Annotated in this window: 14 protein-coding genes and 1 other annotated feature; of the genes, 13 read left to right on the plus strand and 1 reads right to left on the minus strand. The window is 63.5% G+C overall.

What is annotated here, in order from left to right:
- Positions 1-18: 18 nt before the first annotated feature.
- The 11 genes from C1O66_RS18030 (at position 19) to C1O66_RS18075 (ending at position 11,207) form a co-directional block, all read left to right on the plus strand.
- The gene (locus C1O66_RS18030) at positions 19-228 is read left to right on the plus strand and encodes a hypothetical protein (RefSeq protein WP_102766721.1); all 210 of its coding nucleotides are present in this window, start codon (positions 19-21) and stop codon (positions 226-228) included.
- A gap of 131 nt (positions 229-359) precedes the next feature.
- A complete protein-coding gene (locus C1O66_RS18035) occupies positions 360-611 on the plus strand; it encodes a WYL domain-containing protein (protein WP_102769159.1) in 252 nt (83 codons plus the stop codon).
- A gap of 970 nt (positions 612-1,581) precedes the next feature.
- Positions 1,582-2,004 carry a hypothetical protein gene (locus C1O66_RS18040; protein ID WP_207795900.1) on the plus strand — a complete coding sequence of 141 codons (423 nt, stop codon included), beginning with the start codon at positions 1,582-1,584 and terminating at the stop codon, positions 2,002-2,004.
- A gap of 1,257 nt (positions 2,005-3,261) precedes the next feature.
- Positions 3,262-4,481, plus strand: a protein-coding gene (locus tag C1O66_RS18045) for an IS3 family transposase (RefSeq protein ID WP_102767821.1) whose coding sequence is annotated in 2 segments (ribosomal slippage) — positions 3,262-3,550 and positions 3,550-4,481 — 1,221 coding nt in all. Because the reading frame shifts where the segments join, the coding sequence is not laid out codon by codon here.
- Positions 3,540-3,656, plus strand: a sequence feature (AL1L pseudoknot). Its footprint overlaps the gene before it by 117 nt.
- Before the next feature lie 867 nt (positions 4,482-5,348).
- Positions 5,349-5,753: a hypothetical protein gene (locus C1O66_RS23770; RefSeq protein ID WP_133155283.1), complete on the plus strand. Its 405-nt coding sequence runs from the start codon at positions 5,349-5,351 to the stop codon at positions 5,751-5,753.
- A gap of 124 nt (positions 5,754-5,877) precedes the next feature.
- On the plus strand, positions 5,878-6,519 hold the full coding sequence (locus C1O66_RS23775; protein WP_133155284.1) for a hypothetical protein: 642 nt from the start codon (positions 5,878-5,880) through the stop codon (positions 6,517-6,519).
- A 699-nt stretch (positions 6,520-7,218) separates the two neighbouring features.
- Positions 7,219-7,608, plus strand: a complete 390-nt coding sequence (locus C1O66_RS23780) for a hypothetical protein (RefSeq protein WP_133155285.1) — start codon at positions 7,219-7,221, stop codon at positions 7,606-7,608.
- A gap of 177 nt (positions 7,609-7,785) precedes the next feature.
- On the plus strand, positions 7,786-8,136 hold the full coding sequence (locus C1O66_RS18055; protein WP_133155286.1) for a hypothetical protein: 351 nt from the start codon (positions 7,786-7,788) through the stop codon (positions 8,134-8,136).
- Positions 8,137-9,355: 1,219 nt separating this feature from the next.
- Entirely contained in the window at positions 9,356-9,733 is a 378-nt protein-coding gene (locus C1O66_RS18060; protein ID WP_133155287.1) for a hypothetical protein, read from the plus strand.
- Between the two features lie 7 nt (positions 9,734-9,740).
- Positions 9,741-10,097 carry a hypothetical protein gene (locus C1O66_RS23785; protein WP_133155288.1) on the plus strand — a complete coding sequence of 119 codons (357 nt, stop codon included), beginning with the start codon at positions 9,741-9,743 and terminating at the stop codon, positions 10,095-10,097.
- A gap of 804 nt (positions 10,098-10,901) precedes the next feature.
- Positions 10,902-11,207 carry a hypothetical protein gene (locus C1O66_RS18075; RefSeq protein WP_102769165.1) on the plus strand — a complete coding sequence of 102 codons (306 nt, stop codon included), beginning with the start codon at positions 10,902-10,904 and terminating at the stop codon, positions 11,205-11,207.
- 54 nt (positions 11,208-11,261) lie between these two features.
- On the opposite strand, the gene C1O66_RS18080 is transcribed toward C1O66_RS18075, so the two are convergent.
- Positions 11,262-12,896, minus strand: coding sequence for a sensor domain-containing diguanylate cyclase (locus C1O66_RS18080; RefSeq protein WP_102769166.1), 1,635 nt, complete (start codon positions 12,894-12,896; stop codon positions 11,262-11,264).
- A gap of 122 nt (positions 12,897-13,018) precedes the next feature.
- Between C1O66_RS18080 and selD the strand changes: the two genes are divergently transcribed.
- Together selD and C1O66_RS18090 are read left to right on the plus strand one after the other, a co-directional pair.
- Complete coding sequence (gene selD, locus C1O66_RS18085; protein ID WP_102769167.1) at positions 13,019-14,107, plus strand: selenide, water dikinase SelD; 1,089 nt, start codon at positions 13,019-13,021, stop codon at positions 14,105-14,107.
- A 28-nt stretch (positions 14,108-14,135) separates the two neighbouring features.
- The gene (locus C1O66_RS18090) at positions 14,136-16,484 is read left to right on the plus strand and encodes a serine/threonine-protein kinase (protein ID WP_102769168.1); all 2,349 of its coding nucleotides are present in this window, start codon (positions 14,136-14,138) and stop codon (positions 16,482-16,484) included.
- Positions 16,485-16,549: the final 65 nt, after the last annotated feature.

The raw sequence follows: 16,549 nt of genomic DNA on the forward strand, positions 1-16,549 counted from the left end.
GCTAGATTGGTGACCGAGATGATCGACCGATTCATTCCGCAGATTGAGGCTGCTCAAACGCAAGGAGCCGTTGTCTTGCTCAAGTGGGACGGGGAGAGGCCGAACGTTCGCGGCACGGTTGTCATCACGCGTCAGGACACGGACTATGTTTGGCGCAAAGACTGTGACGATGTTGCGGCGGGATTGGCGGAAGCGCTACACGACTACGAGGCCAAGCATGCTCTTTGAATCTGGCTGCCTTTCACGCGCAACGCACAACCTGTCATTGGAGCGGACCGCCTTCGGCGTCCGCTCACTTTCACGTTAGGCCGCATAGATCAACCGCCGTTCACCACGCCAACCCCTAAAGGGAGGACTTCATGAGCATCCGAGACACTATCGCCTCTGCCGGAAAGAACTTGCACACCATCATCATTACGGCGAGGGAAGACGATGGGAGCGTAGAGACACGGGAGGCGGAGCCCTACAGTTATCGCCTGAAGGGCAGAGACGAGAAGTTCTTCTGCTACGACATCAAGAAGGCCGGAATTCGGAACTTTCATGTCAACAAGATCATTTCGGTTCAGGAAACCGAGAACAGTTTTGTGCCCCGCTGGCCGGTAGAGGTTTAGCCGCAGCCACCTGAAGCCCAGCTTCATTTCTCTCGGCAATAGCCCAACACGAATGGCGGCGTTCTCAAGGCCCATTCAAGCCTCGCGTCACTCATTGCTGTGTCCTCGTACGATGGCCGATTGAGTAGCGAGGGCACAATTTGGCTCAAACCTTCATCGTCGCCACTCGACCCCAGCTTCATCCTGTCTCAAATGCGGCCTAACCTCTCGGTCAAGCGGAGCGTCGCCGGCAGGCCACCAGGCCCAAACTGGCGGTACGCGGTACATTGTCGCCAGCTCGGGCCTGGCGTCCTGCCTTCGTCGCCCGCTTACCTCGAACGTTAGGCCGCACAAACGACCACTGCGCCAGTGACGGAGCCAAAGTCCTCTCCTCGCTCAGCGTCGGCCTTAGCCAGACGCGACAGCCACACACTCAAAAGACCGTGAGCAAAGCCCAGGATCTTCAGTACATCGTTTTCTGGTCAATCATTGGCCCGGTTGCTTTGGTGCTCAGCCTGTTTGCTTTCAGTGCCGTCTTGCTCGCTTTTGCACCACCTCAATCTGACTCTTGGGTCACAGCGTTAGGGGTGCTACTTCACTACAACTCGCTATTTGGGCTGGTGATTGCAGCGCCCGTAGTCGCATTCTTTGGCCTGTTAGGCTTAGTCTTGCTTCCGAGAAGGTCTTTTAGGCGCAAGGCGCTCACCCTCTGCGTTTGCGCAGCCGCGTTCGCGGTGCCCACCGCAACCGTCGTTGCCATGTACTTTGGCTAGCGGTAGGAGCGGCCCAAGCGTTCACCAAGCGATCTCATCAAGTGCGGCCTAACCCCTCGGTCAAGCGGAGCGCCGCCGGCAGGCCACCAGGGCCCAGTTGGCGGTACGCGGTACATTGTCGCCAACCGGGCCCTGGCGTCCTGCCGTCGTCGCCCGCTTACCTCGAACGTTAGGCCTCACGCGCCAGCCGTGTCGCGACGCGTACTGAAAGGAAAACTGTGAAGCACTCCCTCTCGCCGGAAGACCTTCAGTTTCAGCGTTCCTTCGAAGCCTTTAAGGTCGAGCCATCCGCATTTGGCCACGCTGCTCACGTTCGCCTGGCCTATGTGTACTTGTGCCAGAGCTCGCCCGACGAGGCAGCGCTGCGACTGAAGGCGTCGTTGCTGGCATTTCTAGACCACCTGGGAGTCGGATCGGTAAAGTTCCACGAGACGATCACGAAAGCGTGGATAAGGGCAGTCCGTCACTTTATGGAACTGTCCAGTCACTCAGAGTCATCCGCCGAGTTCATCGCATTGAATCCACGGCTTCTCGACAGCGACATCATGCTCAAGCACTACTCGGCAAGCCTTCTGTTCTCGCCAGTAGCGAGGTCGGAATTTGTGGAGCCCGACATTGCGCCCATTCCCGAGCACAACTGAGTGAGGCCTAACCCCTCGGTCAAGCGGAGAGCCGCCGGCAAGTCGCCAGGCCCGCGCGCCGCTGTGGTTTATCCTGCATCGCGCGGGCCTGGCGCCTTGCCGCCGTCTCCCGCTTACCTCGAACGTTAGCCATCTAATACGTCTATGCGACTTCTCTATGCAATTACTGCGCTGTTCATCTGCACGGAAGCCGGCGCCGCGGAGCTACCATGCGGGATCAAGTCGGTCCAGCTTCGCTATCAATCGATAGAGGTGGAGTTTTCGGAGAAGGCTGACTGGACTGTCGTCAGCCGAGGATTGTCGGGCGACTACTTGATTCGGTCTGGCAAAGTCCTCTATATCGACGATGCAAACGTGATGCACGAGCAGCCCCCATATCGTCTCACCGCTGGGGAGCAATTGAACCTCCATATTCCTCACATTTCCTGCACACTGATTGCCGTGGTTGGAGATGTTTCGCGTGGACTCATTGTTCGTTCTTCATCTTCGTTGCCAGGCATACGGCGTACACAGCGCTACGATTTCGTGCCGGCAGATGAAGGTCGGTCAGCTAAGTAGGCGAGGCAGGCCTAAGCATTCGTGGCAAGGAGCAGATGGCTAACTATTCCATCGAGGGGACAGCCAACGGCGAGCATGGTTTGTGTTGGTTGCCAAAGCTTGTGCCGCCGTCGTCTGCTCCTCATGTCAAACGTTATGCAGCAAGCTAAGAAACGCTTGAAGAGCGGTTTTCGGTGTGGCGACCGCCACGACTGCTCTGCGCATTTCGCCGTGACTTCCTCGGAGTCGGGGGCGTCCCGCACAGTGCCAGCCTCCGGCCGCCGTGATCTCGCCGGTCTTGGCCAGGCTGCTCGTACTCTCTTCTTGGTTCGCTGGCGGCCCGCAGAAGAACAACGCGCTTGTCGCCCCAGCCGAGCGCCACATGGGTACAGCTTCGGTATGCTGTCGGCCACCTCCACCGCAGTGCCTTCGACCTGGCTCTGCATAACTGGTCGCTCGAGCCGATCGCCTGCGGCTCCGGCTCAGCTTCAACGTTAGGCCTCACACGACACGTTTGATTCATGCATTCCGCACCCTCACCAGTCACGCCCACGCTGCCTCCGGTTCAATCGACGACGATCAGGATCGCGGGGAATGGCGTTGTTCTGCTGTGCTGCATGCTCCTTCTGTTGGGTGCTTTCTTCTTTGGAATAGCCTCGTGTGGAGGATATGTGAATCGCCCCGGGTTTTGAGGAGGCTCCAACTCTGGAGAATGGAGCCATGAAGAAGTCCCCGAAGTTTTCGCCCGAGGTGCGTGAGCGTGCCGTGCGCATGGTGCTGGAGCACCGAGCAGAACATCCGTCGCAGTGGGCGGCCATCGAATCCATCGCCGACAAGATCGGCTGCGTGCCGCAGACCTTGCACACCTGGGTCAAGCAGCACGAGGTCGATGCCGGCCAGCGAGACGGTGTCTCGACTGCGGAGGCTCAGCGCATCAAGGAACTGGAACGAGAGGTGCGCGAGCTGCGCAAGGCCAACGAGATTCTGAAGCTGGCCAGCGCGTTTTTCGCCCAGGCGGAGCTCGACCGCCGCATCAAGTCCTGAAGGCGTTCATCGACCAGCACCGCCAGCAGCTTGGGGTCGAGCCGATCTGCCGCGTCCTGCAGATTGCCCCATCGGCTTACTGGCGCCACGTCGCTTGTCAGCGCAGCCCGGCCTTGCGCTCTTTGCGAGCCCAGCGCGATGTGCAACTGCTACCGCAGGTGCAGCGCGTCTGGCAGGCCAACCATCAGGTCTACGGCGCCGAGAAGGTCTGGCGCCAGCTCAACCGCGAAGGCGTCGCCGTGGCGCGCTGCACCGTCGAGCGGCTGATGCGCCAGCTCGGGCTGCAGGGTGTGCGCCGAGGCAAGGCCGTGCGCACCACCATTCCCGATCCCAAGGCGCCATGCCCGTTGGACCGCGTCAATCGGCAGTTCCGGGCCGAGCGGCCGAACCAGCTGTGGGTCTCGGACTTCACCTATGTCTCAACCTGGCAGGGCTGGGTGTATGTAGCGTTCGTCATCGACGTGTTCAGCCGGCGCATCGTGGGTTGGCGTCAGAGCAGTTCGATGCACACCGAGTTCGTACTCGACGCATTGGAGCAGGCGCTGTACGACCGCAAGCCGTCCGATGGCCTGGTGCATCACTCCGACCGTGGGTCGCAATACGTGTCTATCCGCTACAGCGAGCGGTTGGCCGAGGCCGGAATCGAGCCCTCAGTGGGTTCCAAGGGCGACAGCTACGACAACGCACTGGCCGAGACCATCAACGGGCTGTACAAGGCCGAGGTCATTCACCGGCGCGGGCCTTGGAAGACCAAGCAGGCGGTGGAACTGGCAACACTGGAATGGGTCGCCTGGTTCAACCATCACCGGCTGATGGGGCCGCTGGGCCATGTGCCGCCTGCTGAGTTCGAAGCCAATTACCATCGTCACCGCGCTGGTCAGGCCGCGACCGCCTGACTTAAACCAACAGGCCTCCTCGGAACCCGGGGCGATTCAATGTCTGGCACAAGGAGCTTTTTCGTGTCGTGAGCATCGCGATGTGGCTGCTCGCCGTCCTAGTTCCAAGTACGCTGCTGTCCTCGTGGAAGAGGAAACTGGGCTTTGCTGCCGCTATGCCAGTAGCCTATGCCGTCTTTGAGTCGGCCGTATCGACCTTCTATCCTGGTCCGCCTGCTTCGATTGCTGAGTTCGGTGAGTTTTTCTTGCAGGCAATGGAGTACGGACCATGCAGGTGAGGCCTAACCGGTCGCTCGAGTGGACCTCCGCCAGCTGGCCGCGCTGCGCTGCCTGCATATTTTCAGCTCCGCGCGGCCAGCTGGCTGCGGCCCCTCAGCTCGAACGTTAGGCCTCACAAGTCACTTTTCAACGCCACGCAATCATCTAGCGACATATGGGTCTCTGCACACCGTTCTCTGTCTGCCCAATCTGCAATCAAGCCATTGGTGACGAGACCAATGTCATGGGCTTCCCAGACTTGGTAGCAATGTTTTCAGATTTCGGGGACTTCTATGACGCATGTGCACACATGGATTGCATGAAGACGTGGGCGCGTCGAGACGAGTTCGTTCGGTACTTCAATACACTCGTCGAAGCATCGAACTTGAGCTCAGCGTGGCGGCTAAAAGTCCTACCTAGTGGTGAACTGTCGTATGAGAAGTAGAGGCAGTGCACCCGAGCGCTACAACTAACAACTCAGGCAAGTAAAGCTGGTTTCGTTATGCCAAATGCAGTTGAAACCAATCACGGAGTGAGGCCTAACCCTTCCATCGAGAGGACGTCACCCGGCAAGCCGGGTGCCGCCTCTCATGTCAAACGTTGGGCCGCATGAATACACCGTTTTCCGCCATCGAATGGCTCAAGGAGAAGTGCGAACGCGGACATTGGAGCAGCGTGCATGAGGAGCGGATAGTCACTCGAGAGTGGGTGCGCCATACCGGGGGGCGCGTTCTGCGAGCCGGCGTTACGGGAACCATCGAACCATCTGAGAACTTCGATTTGGTAGTTCATGCACAGGCCATCGATCCCGAGTACGCCGCCGCGGCCAGGAATGCAGCGTTCACTGTCCTACTTTCTCAAAGCTGGTCACCTGTCCTAGCCGTGAAACTCACTCTCAGTGAATTTCGCCCCCACCCTGAAGAGTCCTCCTATGCCGCCTTCTATGGTGTCGCACATGAGGTTGTCAGTTGCCTTCTGGGCGTAGCGCCCGATACAGTTCACAACATCGAGTAGTAGCCATGCGGCCCAACCAGTCGCTCAACCGGACCCGCAACGGCATGCCACCTTCGGGCCTCATTTCATTCTGGCCCTTCGGTGTCCTGCCGTCACGGGCCGGTCAGCTTCAACGTTAGGCCGCATGAAGAAGCTTAGCTTAGCCGCAGCAATTGGAATCGCTTCGATTTCTAGCCACGCGTCCACTACACCAGATTTGCCCTTGACAGTCCATTACGGTTGCGTCCCCAAAAGTGGCGTTATCGCAGTCGACGTGGACGAACTCAGCAATCCCAAGTTAGCACCGGAGGGAATGGCTCCGATCTACCTGTCGGAAGTTGCGGAGTCTGCGGATACAACTGAAGGTACGAGTCCGGCTCCTACTTCCGGGCGCGGCATTGAAAATGCAGCACTTCCAATTGAGAAGCAATGCCAAATTGGTAGCGCCGCCTACAAAGTTATTTTCTCAACCAAGTTGGTGAATAGAGAACTGGGCCGCATCAGGCGAAATTTCTTTGTGACCATTCAACGAAATGGAGAAGTCGTTGCGTCCGCTGTCAGACTTGGTGTCTGCGTAGCCAAGAGCAAAAAATTCAATTCAGACTGCGCGGTAAAGATACGAGTCTTCGATTTGGGTAAAGAGGTATTTGTTGAGTTTACTTATGCTTCAAGTAGTTCGAAATGGCTGCGGCCTAACCATTCGCTCAACCGGACCCGCAATAGCATGCCTCCTACGGGCCACATTTCATTCTGGCCCTTCGGCGTCCTGCCGTCGCGGGCCGGTTAGCTCGAACGCTATGCAGCAGGCTAAGCAAATCTCGAAGATCCGTTTTCGGTTGCGCGTTCGCGGCGATCAGGCGGAGCAAAGGGTTGCGTCTTTCTCGTATTCGGGCTGGGCGCAGGCAGACCCAGCTTTCGGTCGCCGTGATCTTGTCGGCTCAAACCACGCTGGGCGTTCGCTTTCCTCGGTTCTCCGCCTGCCGCATGGCACCGAGGCAGCCTGTCGCCTCAGCCGACTGCCGCGTGGGTACAGCTTCGGTATGCTGTCGGCCACTTCCACCGCAGTGCCTCCGAAGGTGGCTCTGCATAGCCGGTCGTTGCAGCGGACCGCCTGCGGCGTCCGCTGACCTTTACGTTGTGCAGCAAGCTAGGCAACGCATGAAGATCCGCCTTCGGCCCGTCGCTCGCCACGGTCTCGCAGGACAGTCCGCATCGCGCTTACTCGAGTCGGGCGCATTTCAAGCACTGTCAGTCCCTGGTCGCCGTGATCTTGCCCGGCTGAGCAAGGCCGCTTGTTCTCCGTTTCGTCTTGCGCCGCCAGCTGGCAGGCGGACAAGGTGCTTGGCGCCTCGGGCGTTCGCCGCATGGGTACCGCTTCGGTATGCTGTGGGCCACTTCCACGGCAGTGCCTTCGGAGTGGCTCTGCACAACCTGTCATTCGAGCGGACCGCCTTCGGCGTCCGCTCACTTTCACGTTAGAGCGCACATGCTTGCACCGCGCAATAAGGATCGCCTTCTCCGCCTTGCAGCGGCCACCGCAGCGCTTGCATGGTGTACGCCGGCATACGCGCATAGCGAAGCAGTCGTCCTTGGTGTACTGGTCTACTTTGGTTTAGGTGGTGGTTTGGTCGCCGGCCCCATTGCTGTCGTGGCCAAGCGCGCCAAGCTCAGCTTCGCTTGGCCATTCGCTGCATTCCTGGGCATCTTGTCAGTCTTTGCAGCTGTTTGGTCGAGATCTATTGAAGTCATTCCATACGCCATTGCATATGGTGCTTTTGTGTCAGTGCTGCCGTTTGTTATTTCCTATTACCTCAGCCGATTCGTTGCGCAGCGCATCAATCAAGCCATCAGTGCGCGAAGTAGGGGCCTGCCGTGAGTGCGGAATCGCCAATGCGCTCTAACCTGCCGCTCAACCGGACCCGCAACGGCATGCCGCCTTCGGGCCTCATTTCATTCTGGCCCTTCGGCGTCCTGCCGTCGCTGGCCGGTTAGCTTCAACGTTAGAGGTCAGGGCATGCCGAGCTATTGGGGGGCCGTCGTAATACCGGAAGGCATGGAACTCGCCGCAGTTGCGGCCGAGTTGAATCGATTCCTTGATCCGGTCAGGCTGGAAGAGACCGACAGGTTTGACGAGGTGCCGGGTTTCATCGCGGACCTCTCCGACAGCGAACGCTTCGTCCTCCAAGGCGTTCCGCTGGACTTGCCGTTGGATGCACCTTCATCTGAACGGTACAACTACTTCTACTTTCGTTGCGCCGAGTGCGATCTCGACACGTTGCCGCTCAGTCTTCGGGATCTGCCTCGCGACGCAGCGATCGGACGGAACGGATATCGGATCGTCAACGAATATTTGTCCCAGAGGCTTCGTCAAATCACCGGAGTGCGCTGTGAACCAGCCCTCTAACCTTTTGGTCAAGCGGACCTGCGCCAGCTACGCTGGCTGGTCCGCTTACCGCGCACGTTGTGCAGCAAGCTAGTCAGCGCATGAAGATCCGCCTTCGGTTCGTCGTTCGCCGCGATCTCGCGGAGCAATCCGCATCGCGCTTGTTCGAGTCGGGCTTTGTTCGTGGGCAGACAACGTCCGGCTACATTGATCTTGCCGGGTTGAACGCGGCCGTTTTTCTTCCATTTCGTCTTGCGCCGCCAGCGGGCAGGCGGACAAGGCGCTTGGCGCCTCGGGCGTTCGCCACGTGGGTACCGCTTCGTTATGCTGCCGGCTTGCTCCACCGCAGTGCCTCCGATGTGGCTCTGCACAACCTGTCATTGGAGCGGACCGCCTTCGGCGTCCGCTCACTTTCACGTTATGCAGCAAGCTAAGCATCGCTTGAAGGTCCGTTTTCGGTCGTGCGCTCGCCTCGATTGCGCGGAGCAATCTGCCATGATTTCCTCGGCGTCAGGCTGCATCCGATCCGGCTCAGCATTCGGCCGCCGTGATCTTGCCGGTCTTGGCCAAGCTGCTCATTCTCTTTTCTTGTTTCGCCGTCGGCCCGCAGAAGAACAGCGCGCTTGCCGCCTCAGCCGTTCGCCGCGTGGGTTCAGCTTCGGTATGCTGTCGGCCACTTCCACCGCAGTGCCCTCGAAGTGGCTCTGCATAACCGGTCGCTCGAGCCGATCGCCTGCGGCTCCGGCTCAGCTTCAACGTTGTGCAGCAAGCTAAGCAACGCATGAAGATCCGCCTTCGGTCTGTCGCTCGCCACGGTCTCGCAGGGCAATGCCCATCGCGCATGTTCGAGTCGGGCGCAGTTCAAGCGCTGTCAGTCCCTGGCCGCCGTGATCTTGCCTGGCTGAGCAGGACCGCTTGTTCTCCGTTTCGTCTTGCGCCGCTACCTGGCAGGCGGACAAGGCGCTTGGCGCCTCGGGCGTTCGCCGCGTGGGTACCGCTTCGGTATGCTGTGGACCAGTTCCACGGCAGTGCCTCCGAGGTGTCTCTGCACAACCTGTCATTGGAGCGGACCGCCTTCGGCGTCCGCTCACTTTCACGTTAGAGCGCAATGCCATCAATCCCACCTTTCTTTCGCATCGTTCTGGGAATCGCCGCGGCAGCACCATGCGCAGCGCTTGCACTTTGCACCGATGGGAGGGCGCCTACTCTCGAGCAGGAGGTTTCTGAAGCTGAGGCGGTCGTGGTGGCGAAGACCATTCGGGAGAGGGTGTTGACGGAAGACCTGTCGGACCCAATTGGCGTTACAGCGATCGAGTATCGAATCAAGGTGTCGAAAGTACTGCGCGGAAAGGCGTCACGCGAATTGACGGTAAGAAGCGAGAACAACAGCACTCGCTTTCCCATGGATGTTGGCGTTTCGTACTTGTTGATGCTCAACCGAGACTTGAACGGGAAGCTCTTCGTGGATAACTGCGGCAACTCGGGAACACTTTCCGACCGGAAGGCAGAGCGCAGGGCGCTCGAAGAACCTGTAGCGAATGCCAAGAGGCGCCCTAACCATTCGCTCGAGCCGACTCGCGTCGGCAAGCCGCCGCTCGCGGCTCAGCTTCAACGTTAGGCCGCTGTTGGAAGATCCTGTCCTGCTTCCCGCTGAAGAGATCGAATCGAACTTGGTGCTTTGCGCTTCGTGTGTTGGGTATCTAGAGGATTCTGGTCGCTACGAGATTCGCGACCTGATCGCTCCGGAGTGCGTGGCGCTCGTCCACATGCTTCGCAAGATGCTGCCCGACGGAGAAGATCGTGTACTTCGGCTCGCCCGTGAACACCCGGTTCCTTGGGTCCGCTACTACACTGCAGCCGCCATCGAAGGAGACTTCCCAAGTGTTAGTTGTGCTGTGTACAAAGAACTCCAAGTCGTTGGCGGCATCGTCAGCGCCGTAGCCCTGGTGGCGGAGAAACTCCTTGCACAGCCAAAGCACTGAAAATTCGCGGCCTAACCCAGCATTCGAGTGGACCTTCGCCATCTGGCCGCGCTACTTTGTCATTGCATTCTCACCTCCGCGCGGCCAGCTGGCTGCGGCCACTCAGCTCGAACGTTGGGCCCACAGTGACACCTGTCGAGCAGTTAGTCCAGTTGGCGCGCGAAGCGGAGGCGAAGCTGAGCGTCATATTTGACGCGCCTGATGCGCTGCCATTTGCCTCTGAAGCATTCGAAATCATCGCAGCGAATCCTGAATTGCAAGGTGAGTTTGAAGCGGCGTTTCTTGAGATGCCTCCGTATGCGCCGACGGAGTTTGTCGAAGTCTGCATGCATGTCCTTCGTTGGCCAAACGTCCGAGTGGAGTTCGAAGCGCGCCAGCGTGCAGCGATCGCTCGGAACGACTGGCGCACCGAACCGGTGTACCGGCATTGCCTGGAGGCCTTTGAACCTGATTGGGAAGGCGAAGTGGGCCGCCTATCGAGATGCGGAGTGCAGCTTTCGAAGTGCCAGGTTTGGCGACGGAACCGGGGCTCCCGCCGAGGGCATGGGGTGCGAGGTCGAGCTGGGGCGCGCCCGCCTGGACTATCTGGCGACCCTCTGATGAATGCGAGGCTGGGGTTCCCCATGGTTCCAGGCTGTCTGGCGACCTGGCTATCATCTTGAGCGGAGTCATGCGGGCAAGCTGCCGCTTGCTGCTCGGCTGCCAGCTGTGGCCACCAAGCCATAGCAGCAACTCTGCTTGCCGGTCAGAACCCTCTACGGGAGAGCGTTTGTGAGAACTACAAGCCCATCGCAGCCTCTGCTCTTGCTTCTGCAGCAAGGCCTGAAGCACCGCATCCTCTGCGCCTCTATCCCTGCCGCATGTGCCGTGGTCGCTGCGACGCTTGCGGCTGGCGCCGGTGACCGCGTGGCCGCGGCCCTGGCCATGCAGTTCTGCCTGTGGGCCTTGCTGGGGTTCAGCTGCCCGCTCATCTGGACGGGCGGGTTCCGCCGGCCCTTTCCGCCGAGCCAACACCTGGCTCTGTTCAAGGTCAGGACGCAGAAGCTGGTTCTGGTCCTTGGCGCCATGCTGCCCTTGCTGGCCATGGCCAGCCGCTACTTTGCGCCTTGAGCTTTGACGCCTGAGCCCGGGGGGGCGAGGCGCAGGCGGCGAGTTTTCGCCGCCTCAACCCACGTCTGCTGGCGGTTCCGGCGGCATCCGCAGCACCATCTGGTCCCGCCCGCCCGCCTTGGCCTCGTACAGGGCTTCATCGGCGCGGCGGTAGGCGGCGCCCAGGTCCAGCCAGGTGGGGCGGCCCAGCACGGTGGCACCGATGGAGATGCTGAGCTGGCCGCTGGGGCTGGCCAGGTGGGGCCGGTGCAGATCGCGCACGGCGGCGTTCAGCTGCGCCAGCACCGGCTCCAGGGCCTGGCCTTCGGTCAGCATCAGCAGCACCGCGAACTCTTCACCGCCCACGCGGAATAGCAGGTCTGAGCTGCGCCGCAGCGCCGCCTGCAGGGCCTGGGCCACGGCGCGCAAGGCCTGGTCGCCCTCGGCGTGGCCGTAGTGGTCGTTGTATTTTTTGAAGTGGTCGATGTCGATCAAGGCCAGGCCCAGGGCCCAGCCCTGGCGTTGGGCCAGCGCCCATTGCTGCGGTGCCAGGGTGTCGAAATGGCGGCGGTTGTAGAGCCCGGTCAGGCCGTCGTGCTGGGCCAGGGCTTCGATCTGGCGGTTCTTGCGCGTCAGCGTGAAGACAAAGCCCAGGCTCAGGGCCAGCACCAGAACGGTGGCCAGGTGCCCGGCGCTGCTGTGCAGGCTGCTGCGCAGCAGGTCGTCCTCGCTGAGGTGCAGCTCCAGCGCCCAGGGCGCGCTTTTGAGCGGCAGGCGCAGGCGGATGTGGGGGCGCAGCTCGCTGTCGTCCTCCTGGCCCGGCGCGGGCGCCACGGCGACGATGCTGCGGCCTCGCGCATCGACCAGGTGGACATGGGCATAGGGCAGGGGCGTGGCGGCCAGACCGCGCTGCAGGCTGCTGACGCGCACATCGATGCTGACGCTGCCACGGAACTGGCCGTTCTGGTCGATGGGCTGGGTGACGGTGACGATGGCTTCGCGGTCACCGGCGTCGAGGTAGGGCTGGCTCCAGAAAGGGCGGCGCTCCGGGTTGGCCTCGGGCCGGGCATTGGCGAAGTATTCGCGGCCCAGCAGCTCGGGGCGGAACTGGAAGGTCTCCGCGCCCTTGGCCGGGAACACGAACATGAAATGGCGCGCCGAGGTGTACTGCACCCAGGGCACATCGGGGCTGCGTTCGCGAATCGCACGCATCAGCGGCGTCAGGCCCACGGCCATGGTCAGCTCCTCGGCCACCGGGTCGTCCAGCGCGGGCAAAGGCCCAAAGCCGGTGACCCGGCCCAGCGAGGCCGGGTCGCCGAACTGGGGTGGCAGGCGCGACTCGTAGGCCTGGCCGCCGTCGCGCGCATGGAGGCGGATCACCGGGTTCTCGGCGCCGCGGATGCGGCCGCTGAAAAAACGCTCGGCCAGGTACTTCATGGCCAGCAGGTTGTAGACGTGGATGTCCAGCTCATGGTCGAGCGCCTCGGCCAGCTGCAGGCCGCTGCGCCGGGTCTGCTCCTGCGCCTGGGCCATGCCCTCGCGCACCCGCAGCACACTGCCCCAGGCGGCCAGCAGCAGGCACAGGCTCAGGCCCAGCAGCACGGCCCGGTCGCGGCGCTGGCGCGAGCTCAGTGGGCTCGGGGGGGCCGGGGCGGGCTTGGAGGTGGCAGCGGAGGAGGATGACGAGGATGAGGGGCTGGACTCAGGCATGGTGGCCAGTCGGAGCGGCAGTGCCTGAAGCACTGTACGCAGCCTGGATGAATTTGTCGTCCATCTCGGAGCAGGCTGCTGCGGCTATGCTTTCGGCCCTGCGTCGTCTCCCGAGCCCTGCCATGTCAGCCAACCCGCCCCGCGAACCCGTCGACGAGCCCCGTCTGACCTCTCTGTCCCACGGTGGCGGCTGCGGCTGCAAGATCGCGCCGGGCCTGTTGAGCGAGATTTTGCGCAGCAGCCAGGCCGGCATGCCCCTGCCGCCCGAGCTGTTGGTGGGCATCGAGACCTCGGACGATGCCGCTGTCTACCGCCTGAATGACGAGCAGGCCCTGGTGGCCACCACCGATTTCTTCATGCCCATCGTCGATGACCCTTTCGACTTCGGCCGCATCGCTGCCACCAATGCGCTCAGCGATGTCTACGCCATGGGCGGCCGCCCCATCATGGCCCTGGCCTTGGTGGGCATGCCGATCGCGCGCCTGTCCACGGCCACCATCGGCCGCGTGCTGGAGGGTGGCGCCTCGGTCTGCCGCGAGGCCGGCATCCCCATCGCGGGCGGCCACACCATCGATTCGGTCGAGCCGATCTACGGCCTGGTCGCCCTGGGACTGGTCCACCCGCAGCGGGTGCAGCGCAATGCCGGCGCCCAGCCGGGCGATGTGCTGCTGCTGGGCAAACCGCTGGGCGTGGGCGTGCTCAGCGCCGCGCTGAAAAAAGGCCTGCTCGACGCCGAGGGCTATGCCCGCATGCTGGCCAGCACCACCCGGCTCAACACCCCGGGCCCGGATCTGGCGGCCCTGGCAGGCGTGCATGCGCTGACCGATGTCACCGGCTTCGGCCTGGCCGGCCATGCGCTGGAGATGGCGCGCGGCTCGGGCTGCAGCCTGGCCCTGGACTGGTCCGCCGTGCCCCTGATCGAGGGCGTGCGCGAGTTGGCGGCGCAGGGCTGCATCACCGGGGCTTCGGGCCGCAACTGGGCGGCCTACGGCGCCGAGGTGGAGCTGCCGGCTGGCTTCTCGGCTGAAGACCTGGCCCTGCTCAGCGACCCGCAGACCAGCGGCGGCCTGCTGCTGGCCTGTGCGCCCGAGACGCTGCCTGCCGTGCAGGCGGTGTTCGCGCGCCATGGCTTTGGGCCGGCGGCCGTGCTGGGCCGGGTGCTGGAGCGCAGCGCCGCGCCGCGCTTGCAGCTGCAGCGTTCGGCGGTCTGAGTGCGTCTGATTTGAGGATCGCTCGCCGATGAACCCCGCCGCGCCACCGGGCGACGAGGACACCACCCGCTTGTCGCTGGACGCTTGGGCCACGCTGGCGCCGGAGGCGCTGCCCCAGGCCACCGAGGCCCAGACCACCCGGCCTGCCACGCAAGGCCGGGTGGGCGACGCCCTGTCGTCGCCGCCGCCCAGCCCCGAAATCGGCGATGTGCTGGGCGCCTGGCGCCTGGTCGGCCAGCTCGGGCGCGGTGGCATGGGCCAGGTGTTTCTGGCCGAGCGCAACGACGGCCATTACCAGCAGCGCGCGGCCATCAAGCTGCTGCTGGGGCTGAGCGGCAACCCCGCCTCGCTCGATCAGCTGGCGCGCGAGCGCCAGATCCTGGCCTCGCTCAACCACCCGCACATCGCCCGCCTGCTGGACGGCGGCAGCACGCCGGCCGGCCAGCCCTATCTGGTGATGGAGTATGTCGAGGGCGAGGCGATTGACCGTTATGTGGCGCGCCAGAAGCTGAGCCTGCCGGCCATTCTGGCGCTGTTCTCCATGGTCTGCGAAGCCCTGGCTTACGCCCACGGCCAGCTGGTGCTGCACTGCGATGTCAAACCGGGCAATGTGTTGGTGGGCGCCGATGGCCGGGCCATGCTGCTGGATTTTGGCGTGGCCCAGCTGCAGGGGCGCAGCGCCGCCGGCGAGCGCCAGCTCGGCGCCACCGATGGGCCGCGCAGCCTGGGCGCCACGCCGCGCTTTGCCAGCCCCGAGCTGCTGGCCTGGCAGCCGGTCAGCGCGGCCAGCGATGTCTACAGCCTGGGGCGCCTGCTGCAGGAGCTGCTGCAGCTGCACCAGCCGCAGGGGCCGGGCCCCTCGCCGCTGCGCCGGGCCGAGCTGGCGGCCATCATCGCCAAGGCCACCCAGCAGCGGCCCGAGCAGCGCTACCGCAGCGTGCCCGAGCTGCAGGCCGATCTGCGCCGCTTCCAGCGCCAGCTGCCGATCGAGGCGCTGCCGCGCCGCGGGCCCTATGTGCTGCGCAAGCTGCTGCGGCGGCGCTGGCTGGCCTTGTCGGTCAGCGCCGGCGTGCTGTTGCTGGGCCTGGGCTTCAGCTGGAGCCTGATGCACCAGCGCGATCTGGCCGAGGCCGCGCGCCAGCAGGCGCAGCAGGAGGCCGAGAACGCCAAGCGCGTGCGCCAGGTGGTGATCGCCATTTTCGAAGACTTCGATCCGTTCCTGATCGGGCGCCAGCCCAAGAGCTTTGCCGAGTTCATCGACGATGCGGCGGCGCGGGTCGACGCCGATCTGAAACAGCAGCCGGCCGTGCAGGCCGAGATGAAGCATGTGCTGGGCCTGGTCTACCAGCGCAGCGGCCGCTCGCTGCGCGCCATCGAGCTGCTGGAGCAAGACCTGGCCCTGCAGCGCAGCCTGCCCCAGCGCGACCTGAACAAGGAAGCCCTGGCCCTGCACGAGCTCACCGTGGCCCTGGTCAATGCCGGCCTGGCCCCGCGCGCCTTGCCCCTGGCGCGCGAAGCCCTGGGCTTGCGCGAGGCCGCCTACCAGGCGCGGCCGGGCCAGGCCACGGGCAGCCTGCTCGGTGATTCTCTCGCGGCCCTGGGCCTGGTGCTGACGCGGCTGAGCGCGTTCGAGGAAGCCGGCCGCCACTACCAGCGCGCGCTGGAGATCCGCCGCCAGCATGACGGTGCCGAATCGGCCAAGGTGGCCTCGTCCCTGCACAGCCTGGGCGCCCTGGCCGAGCGGGAGGAGCGTTATGCCCAGGCTCAGGCCTGGTTCGAGCAATCGCTGGCGCTCAAGGCCCAGCGCCTGCCGCCCGACCACCCCTACACCCTCAATTCACGCCACGGTCTGGCCCAGGCCTTGCTGGGCCAGCAGCGCCTGGACGAGGCTTTGCCGCTGCTGCGCGAGCTGCTGGCGCAGCGCCGCCGCATCCACGGCGAGCGCAGCGTGTTTGCCCTGGAAACCCAGAGCCTGCTGGCGCGGGCGCTCTTGCGCGCCGGCCAGGGGCGGGAGGCCCTGGCCTTGCATGCGCAGGGCCTCAGCGAGCTGCAGGCCTTGCTGGGCGCCAGCGCCATGCCGGTGGCGCAGGAGCTCTTGTGGCTGGCCGAGGCGCAAGTGGCCCAGGGCGAGGCGCGCGCGGCCCTGCGTTCGCGGCGCGAGGCCCTGGCCATCCAGCTGGCCCAGGCCCCGTCGGACCCGGTTCAGCAGGCCTGGGCGCGGCTGCAGCTGGGCCGGGCCTTGCTGCGCGCGGGCGAGGCGCAAGAAGCCCGGCCGCTGATCGTGGCCGCCGCGGCCGAGCTGCAGAAGCGGCGTTGGCGCGCCGGCCACAGCCTGGAAACCCAGGTCAGCGCCGCCCTGGCGGAGCTGGGGCGCTGAGCCTGGACGGGCGGTGTCATCGCGCGCCGCCCGCAGCCCATGTCGGCGAACCGGCAGCTCGTCGC

Source organism: Paucibacter aquatile (genome assembly GCF_002885975.1).
Lineage (GTDB): Bacteria > Pseudomonadota > Gammaproteobacteria > Burkholderiales > Burkholderiaceae_C > Paucibacter_A > Paucibacter_A aquatilis.

Coding starts and splice junctions, on each gene's coding strand:
- C1O66_RS18030 (WP_102766721.1), top strand. CDS start 19: ATGATCGACCGATTCATTCCGCAGATTGAGGCTGCTCAAACGCAAGGA.
- C1O66_RS18035 (WP_102769159.1), top strand. CDS start 360: ATGAGCATCCGAGACACTATCGCCTCTGCCGGAAAGAACTTGCACACC.
- C1O66_RS23770 (WP_133155283.1), top strand. CDS start 5,349: ATGAATACACCGTTTTCCGCCATCGAATGGCTCAAGGAGAAGTGCGAA.
- C1O66_RS23775 (WP_133155284.1), top strand. CDS start 5,878: ATGAAGAAGCTTAGCTTAGCCGCAGCAATTGGAATCGCTTCGATTTCT.
- C1O66_RS23780 (WP_133155285.1), top strand. CDS start 7,219: ATGCTTGCACCGCGCAATAAGGATCGCCTTCTCCGCCTTGCAGCGGCC.
- C1O66_RS18055 (WP_133155286.1), top strand. CDS start 7,786: ATGGAACTCGCCGCAGTTGCGGCCGAGTTGAATCGATTCCTTGATCCG.
- C1O66_RS18080 (WP_102769166.1), bottom strand. CDS start 12,896: ATGCCTGAGTCCAGCCCCTCATCCTCGTCATCCTCCTCCGCTGCCACC.
- selD (WP_102769167.1), top strand. CDS start 13,019: ATGTCAGCCAACCCGCCCCGCGAACCCGTCGACGAGCCCCGTCTGACC.
- C1O66_RS18090 (WP_102769168.1), top strand. CDS start 14,136: ATGAACCCCGCCGCGCCACCGGGCGACGAGGACACCACCCGCTTGTCG.